This is a genomic window from Arthrobacter sp. TB 26, from assembly GCF_000427315.1.
Classification (GTDB): domain Bacteria; phylum Actinomycetota; class Actinomycetes; order Actinomycetales; family Micrococcaceae; genus Arthrobacter.
Window position 1 is genome coordinate 1 of record NZ_AUPJ01000511.1, and the last position, 8,297, is coordinate 8,297.

The window sequence follows — 8,297 nt, forward strand, 5'->3', positions numbered from 1 at the left end:
GCGGCGGGCCGGTGAACGTCTACGGCATCGACTGCGGCTCCTCGGGGCTGAAGATGCTCGACGGGCTGCCGCACGTCGGCGAGATCATCAACGGCGACGACGTCGAACGCGTCGGCCGGCTGCTGCGCTGGCTCCGCGACCTCGCCGACGACCGCGCGGCCCGCTATTCGGAAGTCCGCGCGTCGACCATCGTGGAGTACCGCACCCTGGCGGACCAGCCGGCGGAGAAGCGGATCTTCGTGCTGGTCGACGGCATGTCCGCGTTCCGGGAGGCCTACGAGTACAGCAAGCTCTCCGCGCTGTGGGACATCTTCCTGCAGCTCGCCACCGACGGCCGTCCGCTCGGCATCCACCTCGTGGTCAGCGGGGACCGGCCCAACTCGGTACCGGCGTCGCTGCTGGCCTCGATCCAGCGCCGGCTGGTGCTGCGCCTTTCCTCTGAGGACGACTACCTGTCGATGGACGTGCCCAAGGATGTCCTGGGCCAGGCCTCGCCTCCGGGCCGCGGCCTGCTGGGCAACCTCGAGGTGCAGCTCGCGGTGCTCGGGGGCAACTCCAACCTGGCCGTGCAGGCCCGCGAGGTCCACAAGCTCAGCGAGGCCATGCTGCGCCAGGGCGTGGAACGGGCCCCGCAGATCGAGCGCCTGCCGGACCAGGTCGACCTCGACATCCTGCCCGCCGGCAGCCCGGACCTGCCGGTCATCGGCGTCGACGACGAGACGCTCCAGCCCGCCGAGATCCTGGCCAAGGGGCCGCTGCTGCTGGCAGGCCCGCCCGGGGCAGGCCGCACCGTCGCCCTGGTGACCCTGGCCTACGCGCTGCGCCGTTCCAACCCCGGCGTCGAACTGATCTACGTTGGCTCCCGGCGCTCCGCGGCGGCGTCCCTGAAGCTCTGGGACCGCTCCGTGGTGGGTGCGGACGACGTCGAGGAAACCATCGACGAGCTGGTGGACTACTCCACCGGCACGCCGGGCAAGCTCGCGATCTTCATCGAGGGGCTGACCGACTTCACCGACACGGGGGCGGAATCCGGGATCGAACGGCTCGTCACGGCCTCGATCAAGGCCGACCAGTGGGTGGTGGGCGAATCCGAGACGTCCACCTGGTCCTCTGCCTGGTCCCTCGCGCAGCCGTTCAAGTCCGGCCGCCGCGGCCTCCTGCTCAACCCGGGCGACATCGACGGCGACAGCCTGCTCAGCACTTCGCTGGGCCGGATCAGCACGGACTTCGTCCCCGGCCGCGGCTACATCGTGGGCCGCGGCAAGGTCCGCAAGCTCCAGGTCGCGCTGCCTCCGGAGAACCGGAACTAACCACCCGGTCCCTCGGGTTCGACACCCATTGTTCTCCGGGTGTTGCGACGGCCATCGCCCGTTGAGGGGAAAGTGCCCGGGCCCGAGGGGTAGAGTGCGAATATCACGTCCGGCACGGGTCTCCCCGGCGCGTGCCGGTGCGAACATTTTCACCGTGCAAGCAACCAGTGCAAGCAAGCAGCGCACGCTCACAAAAAGGAGACGACGCATGAAGGCATGGCAGTTTACCGGCACGAACAATCCGCTGGAGCTCAACGAGGTCCCGGAGCCGCACCCTGGTCCCGGACAGGTCGTCGTCGCCGTCAAAGCCGCGGGTGTCTGCCACTCCGACGTGACCGCCCTGGACGACGCCGGCTGGATGCCCCTCTTCCCCCACCTCCCGCGCACCATGGGACACGAGAACGCCGGCGTCATCACTGAGGTGGGCGACGGCATGGACGAGTGGAAAGTCGGGGACCGGGTGGGACTCGCCCCGGTGATGGGCGACGGCGACGCCATCGGTTACGGCAAGTGGGACGGCGGCTTCGGCCCCAGGCTGCTGGCAACCTCAGACAACCTCGTCAGGCTTCCCGACGAAGTTTCGTTCGAGCTTGGCGCGATGGCGACAGATGCCGGCCTGACCTCCTACCACGCCATCATGGCGGTCGGCGGCGCCAAGGCCGGCATGAAGGTCGGTGTGATCGGACTCGGCGGGCTCGGTTACATCGGCGCCCGGGTTGCGGTGCTGTCCGGCGCCGAGGTGTACGGCGCCGAGGTCAACCCCGAGACGCAGAAACTTGCCGACGAGATCGGCCTCGCCGGTGTCGCCGACTCGATCGATGCCTTCAAGGACAAGAACCTCGACCTCATCGTCGACTACGCCGGCTTCGGCACCACCACCTCCGCCGCCATCGAGACCCTCGCCGAGTTCGGCACCCTGGTGCAGGTCGGCATGGGCCGCCTCGAGGCCACCATCAACACCTACCCGCTCATCATCAAGCAGCTGTCCATCAAGGGCTCCAAGTCCGGCACGAAGGAAGACCTCGCGGGGATCTACGAGCTCATGAAGTCCGGCCAGTTGAATCCGCCGATGAACCTCATCACCCAGGCGGATATCCCCGGTGCGATCGACAAGCTGCGCGCCGGTGGTGTGGTCGGCCGCTTCATCGCCATCTACGAGTAAAACTACGCAGCTTCCCGCGGGCCGCTGCAGCACCCGGTGATTCCGGGAGCTGCAACGGCCCCCGTTCGTTTAAGCGGCAGTTCCCCCAGGCACGGCGCCCGGGAATCCGGACCGGACAATGTCGGTGATGTAGGGCAGGATAGGTCTGTGAGCACAGGGAACACTGCAGCAGAAGCCGACACACACACCCCCTCCGAGGCCGTGCGCGAAGAGTACGAGGTCCTCGTCGAGGAGGTCCGCAAGCACCGCTTCGCGTACTACCAGGAGGACGCGCCGATCATTTCCGACGCCGAATTCGACGAGCTCTACCGGCGGCTGGAAACCATCGAGGCCATGCACCCGGAACTCGTGGCCAACGATTCCCCGACCCAGGAGGTGGGCGGCGAAGTGTCCGCCGCCTTCGCCGCCGTCGAACATCTGCAGCGTATGTACAGCCTGGAGGATGTCTTCTCCCTCGAGGAGCTGGAGGCGTGGATCGCCAAGGCCGAGGCCAACATCGCCAAACTCGGCAACGGGACGCCGTCCTGGCTCACGGAGCTTAAGATCGACGGCCTCGCCGTCAACCTGCTCTACCGCGACGGTGTGCTCATCCGGGCTGCGACCCGCGGCGACGGAACCACGGGCGAGGACATCACCCACAACGTCCTGACCATCAAGGAGATCCCGCAGCAGCTCAGCGGAGCCGGCTTCCCGGCCGAAATGGAGGTCCGCGGCGAGGTCTTCATCCCGTCCAAAGCCTTCGCCGAATTCAACGAGGCACTGATCGAGGCCGGCAAGGCGCCCCTGGCCAACCCCCGCAACGCTGCCGCCGGCTCGCTGCGCCAGAAGGACCCAGCGGAAACCGCCAAGCGCCCGCTGCGGATGTATGTGCACGGCATCGGCGCCCGCGAGGGACTCGAAACCGCCAGCCAGTCGGACACCTACCGGCAGCTCGCCGAGTGGGGGCTGCCCACCAGCCCGTATTTCGAGGTCCTTCCCGGGCTCAAAGACGTGCTGGAATTCATCAACCGCTACGGCGACAAGCGCCACAGCCTTTCCCACGAAATCGACGGCATCGTGGTCAAGGTCGACGCCTTCGCCACCCAGCGAGCGCTCGGCTACACCTCCCGGGTTCCGCGCTGGGCCGTCGCCTACAAGTACCCGCCGGAGGAAGTCCACACCAAGCTGCTGGACATCGCCGTCAACGTGGGCCGCACGGGCCGCGTCACCCCCTACGGCGTGATGGAACCGGTCAAGGTCGCCGGCTCCACGGTGGAGATGGCCACCCTGCACAACCAGGAGGTGGTCAAGGCCAAGGGCGTCAAGATCGGCGACATCGTCGTGCTGCGCAAGGCCGGGGACGTCATCCCCGAAATCGTCGGGCCCGTCCTGGCCCTCCGCGAGCAGCAGGATCCGCCGGTCCGCGACTTCGTGATGCCCACCGAATGCCCCGCCTGCGGCACGACCCTGGCGCCGGCCAAGGAAGGGGACGTGGACATCCGCTGCCCCAACTCCCGCTCCTGCCCGGCGCAGCTGCGCGAACGGGTGTTCCACCTCGCCGGCCGCGGCGCGTTCGACATCGAGGCCCTCGGCTGGGAAGCCGCCATTGCCCTGACCCAGCCGGCCGAGCCGGAAACCGCGCCGCTGACCACCGAGGCGACCCTGTTCCGGCTCAAGCCCGAAGACCTCGCCGACGTGCGCATCCGGCGGGAAAAACGGTCCAAGGGCGTCGCCACCGGCGAGTTCGAGCTGGTGCCGTACTTCTACAGCAAGGGGACCGCGAAGACGCCGTCCAGGCCCACGGCCACCACCGAGAAGCTGTTCCGCGAGCTGGAGAAGGCCAAGACCCAGCCGCTCTGGCGGGTCCTGGTGGCGCTGTCCATCCGGCACGTGGGCCCGCGGGCCTCCCGCGCGCTCGCAACGGCGTTTGGCAGCATGGACGCCATCCGGCAGGCCTCCGAGGAAGAGCTCGCGCACGTCGACGGCGTCGGGCCGGTGATCGCGGCCGCCCTGACCGAATGGTTCACCGAGGACTGGCACCGGGAGATCGTGGACACCTGGGCGGCCGACGGCGTCCGGATGAAGGACGAGCGCGACGAGTCCACCCCGCGGACCCTGGAGGGGCTGACGATCGTGGTGACCGGCAGCCTGGAAGGCTTCAGCCGGGACGAGGCGAAGGAGGCCATCCTGGTCCGCGGCGGCAAGGCATCCGGCTCGGTCTCGAAGAAAACGGACTACGTCGTGGCGGGCGAAAACGCCGGCACCAAGCTGGACAAGGCCGAACAGCTCGGCGTGCCGGTCCTGGATGAGGACGGCTTCCGCGCCCTGCTGGCCGAGGGTCCGGCGGAGGGTGCCGCGGAACCGGCCAGCGCGGACGACGCAGGGGACGACGCCGGCGACGGCGCCCGTGAGGATGTCGAGGAGAACCACCAGGAAGTGGTGACCGAATGAGCGCCGATGTCCCGGACCGGACCGCCGGCCTCCCGGCCACACTTCTGGACCTCGCGCAGCGGGCCGCCGCGGCCGGGGCCGCGGTCCTGGCCGGCCGGAACACCGCCGAGCTGGACGTCAGCAACAAGGGCGACTCCGGGGACTGGGTGACCGCCTTCGACCTCGCGGCGGAAACCGCTGTCCGGGACGTTATCACCGCGGCGCGGCCGTTCGACACCATCACCGGGGAGGAAGGCGGCACCGTCCTGCCGGCGTCGCCCAGCGGCTACCGCTGGTCCATCGACCCGCTCGACGGGACCACCAACTTCATCCGCAACATCGTCTACTACGGAACCTCTGTAGCCGTGGCGGACCCCGACGGCGTCTGGCTGGCCGGCGTCGTCGACGCCCCGGCCCTGGGCCGGAGGTACTACGCGCTCCGCGGGCAGGGGGCCTGGCTTGAGGAAGACGGCCGGGTGACGCAGCTGTCCGGCCCGGTCGCCGGGCGCACGGGCCAGATCCTGGCCACGGGTTTCAGCTACGACCCCGCCGTCCGTGCTGAACAGGCGGCCGGGCTGGGCAGCATCATGGACGGCTTCGCCGACGTCCGCCGCCTCGGCTCCGCCGCACTGGACCTCTGCCTCGTGGCGGACGGCACCCACGACGCCTACGGTGAACGGGGCCTGAACGAACACGACTTCGCCGCCGGCGCCCTGATCGCCGAGGAAGCCGGCTGCTGGGTGCGCCGTCCGCGGCTCACCAGCCCGCTGGCCGGCGGCCCCTCCGACGACGAACGCCTCGCGGCCTGGACCTGCGCCGGGACCCTGGATCTCTCCGGAAAATTCCCGCTGTAGCCCAGCCGTCGCCGGCCGGCCCGTTCGGCGGGCGCAGGCAGTTCTGATAGTTCAGTCACGGAAACCGGTGTTCCGTGTCCCGTCCGGCGCGCCCGCCCGTAGCATGGACAGGTGCATCCCCAGATCCTCATCCGTCCCGCAGTTCCGGCCGACTACGACGCCATCGCGCGCATCACCCGGGATGCCTATCTGGCCGCGGGCTACTTTGCGAGCGCCGACCACCCGTACATGCGGCAGATCCAGGATGTGGCCCGGCGTGCCGCGCACGCCACCATCTGGGTGGCCGAACGCGCGGGACAGATCGTCGGCTCGGTGACGCTGGCCGTCGCCGGCGAACCCTACGCGGACATCGCCCACGACGACGAGCTGGAATTCCGGATGCTCGTTGTGGACCCGGCCGTCCAGCGCAGCGGTGCCGGCAAGGCCATGGTCCACGCCATCCTCGACCACGCCCGGTCGCTGCCCGGGATCAACGCCGTGGCGCTGACCACCGGCCTGACCTGGGAAAGCGCCCACGGGCTTTATCTCAAGACCGGCTTCCAGCGGGCCCCCGAGCGCGACTGGGTGGTGCCGGACACCGACATCAAACTGCTCGTCTACCGCCAGGAGCTGTAGGGCCGGGACGGCAAGAATCCGGACGGCAAGGATCCGGAAGGCTCCGCCCCGGAGGGCTGCCGCGCCGGTGGGGTAGGGTGTGGGTCAATCGAAACGCTCAGGCAACGGCTACCTGGAGGACCCATGGCACCGCACATCCCCGGCTCAATCGACGGGAAGCTCCTCGGCCTGTACCTCTCGGACCACCTGACCGGCTCCACCGCCGGCGTCTCCCGGATCCAGCGCATGGCCAAGGCCTTCGCCGACACCCCGGTGTCCGCCGAACTGTCCCGGGTCAGCGCGGAAATTACCAGGGAACGCGACGTGCTCCTCGGCCTGATCCGGGACCTGGGCGTGCGGCAGCGCCCGCACCGCCAGGCCGCCGCCTGGCTGGCCGAGCACGCCGGCCGGCTCAAGCTCAACGGCCGCATCGTGCGCCCGTCGCCGATGACCATGGTGCTGGAGGCCGAACTCATGCGCGCCGCGGTCCTGGGAAAGCTTGGCGGCTGGCAGACCCTGGAGGAGCTGGCACCCGAGCTCGGCCTCGACCCGGCCACGTTCACCGCGCTCGCGGACGACGCCCGGTCCCAGATCGAGGCACTCAGCCGAGTCCACGAGCACGCCCGCAGCAACGCCTTCCGCAAGAACCGGGACATCAGCAGCTAGCCCGGGGCACCGGGCCCGACACATTTCCGCGCGGTTACCGGCAGCGCCTGCCGCCGCCCTAAAGTGGTGCCGACTCCACGCCACACTGCGAAAGGCACCTCCATGCGCAAAACATTCGGCACCGGTTCCGTCTGGGAACAGAAGGTCGGCTACTCCCGGGCGGTCCAGGTGGACAACACGCTCTACATCTCCGCCACCGCCGCCAGCGGCGAGGATGGCGTGGTCGGCGCGGACTTCTACACCCAGACCCGCTACATCCTGGACAAGCTCGGCGCCGTCCTGGCTGACGCCGGCTTCGACTACGCGGACGTGGTCCAGTCCAAGCTGTACCTCACGGACATCAGCCAGTGGGAGGAAGCCGGGCGCGCCCACGGCGAAGTTTTCGGCGAGATCCGCCCCAGCCTGGCCCTGGTCCATGTGCTGCCGTTCCTGGATCCAAAGATGCTGGTCGAGATCGAACTCGTCGCCCAGAAGAGCGCCAGCTAACAGCAACGCGGGGTCACCTACGGCCCATTACAGGACCTCTGATGGGCCGTAGGTGACCCCGCGTTGTCTGGTGCGGGCTTAGGCGCCGGCTGCCGGCAGCCCGTAGCGGTGCTCCGGCCGCCCGGTGGTGCCGTACCGCAACTGGATGTCGACGGCGCCGTCGTCGGCCAGCGCCGACAGGTACCGCTGGGCGGTGGCCCGGGAGACGCCCACCCGGGCGGCCACCTCGGCCGCCGAATACTGCCCACCCGGTTCCAGCGATTCCAGCACGGCGGCCTCGGTCGCGGACCGCGGCTTGGCCGAGGCAACCACGTCCCCCGGGATGAGCGCCCGCTTGGCCCGTTCCACCGTGTCCTGGGTGACGTTCCCCGGCTGGGCCAGGATCCGCCGGTAGCGCGCGTAGGAGCGCAGCTGCTGGGACAGCGATTCGGCCGTGAACGGCTTCAGCAGGTATCCCAGTGCGCCGCGGCGGAACGCGAGCCGGAGCGAGGCCGTGTCGGAGGCGGCGCTGAGGATCATCGTGTCCACGTCCAGCTGGTGCAGCAGGTCCAGGCCGGAAGCGTCCGGCAGGTAGACATCCAGCAGCACCAGGTCCGGACGCAGGCTGTGGATGGCCTGCAGCGCCTGCGACGCCGAACCGGCCGGGGCCAGCGCCAGGAAACCCGCCACCGAGTCCACGTAGGCCGCATGCAGCTTGGCGACGTGGAAATCGTCATCCACAATCAACACCCGGAAGTCCTCAGACATCGTTGTCCCTTTCGTTGGTCGTCGTCTCATGGGGAACCGTGGTCCCAGGCAGCGTCGCCATAAATACCG

The 8,297-nt window shown here is 69.2% G+C and carries 8 protein-coding genes; 7 read left to right on the top strand and 1 reads right to left on the bottom strand.

The window, feature by feature from the left end; genetic code table 11:
- The 7 genes from K789_RS0120210 to K789_RS0120240 form a co-directional block, all read left to right on the top strand.
- On the top strand, positions 1-1,310 hold a 1,310-nt coding region (locus K789_RS0120210; protein WP_029705491.1), incomplete at its 5' end, for an FtsK/SpoIIIE domain-containing protein.
- A 208-nt stretch (positions 1,311-1,518) separates the two neighbouring features.
- On the top strand, positions 1,519-2,472 hold the full coding sequence (locus K789_RS0120215; protein WP_024368335.1) for an alcohol dehydrogenase catalytic domain-containing protein: 954 nt from the start codon (positions 1,519-1,521) through the stop codon (positions 2,470-2,472).
- 147 nt (positions 2,473-2,619) lie between these two features.
- Entirely contained in the window at positions 2,620-4,902 is a 2,283-nt protein-coding gene (gene ligA / locus K789_RS0120220) for an NAD-dependent DNA ligase LigA (protein WP_024368336.1), read from the top strand.
- Complete coding sequence (locus K789_RS0120225) at positions 4,899-5,735, top strand: inositol monophosphatase family protein (protein WP_024368337.1); 837 nt, start codon at positions 4,899-4,901, stop codon at positions 5,733-5,735. Before ligA ends, K789_RS0120225 begins: the two co-directional genes overlap by 4 nt.
- A gap of 111 nt (positions 5,736-5,846) precedes the next feature.
- Positions 5,847-6,350: a GNAT family N-acetyltransferase gene (locus K789_RS0120230; protein WP_024368338.1), complete on the top strand. Its 504-nt coding sequence runs from the start codon at positions 5,847-5,849 to the stop codon at positions 6,348-6,350.
- A 123-nt stretch (positions 6,351-6,473) separates the two neighbouring features.
- Complete coding sequence (locus K789_RS0120235) at positions 6,474-6,995, top strand: hypothetical protein (RefSeq protein WP_024368339.1); 522 nt, start codon at positions 6,474-6,476, stop codon at positions 6,993-6,995.
- Positions 6,996-7,097: 102 nt separating this feature from the next.
- Positions 7,098-7,481 carry a RidA family protein gene (locus tag K789_RS0120240; RefSeq protein ID WP_024368340.1) on the top strand — a complete coding sequence of 128 codons (384 nt, stop codon included), beginning with the start codon at positions 7,098-7,100 and terminating at the stop codon, positions 7,479-7,481.
- A gap of 78 nt (positions 7,482-7,559) precedes the next feature.
- Here K789_RS0120240 and K789_RS0120245 read toward each other — a convergent pair whose 3' ends face one another.
- Positions 7,560-8,228 (bottom strand): response regulator, encoded by a 669-nt coding sequence (locus K789_RS0120245; RefSeq protein ID WP_024368341.1) that lies wholly within the window; start codon positions 8,226-8,228, stop codon positions 7,560-7,562.
- Positions 8,229-8,297 lie beyond the last annotated feature (69 nt).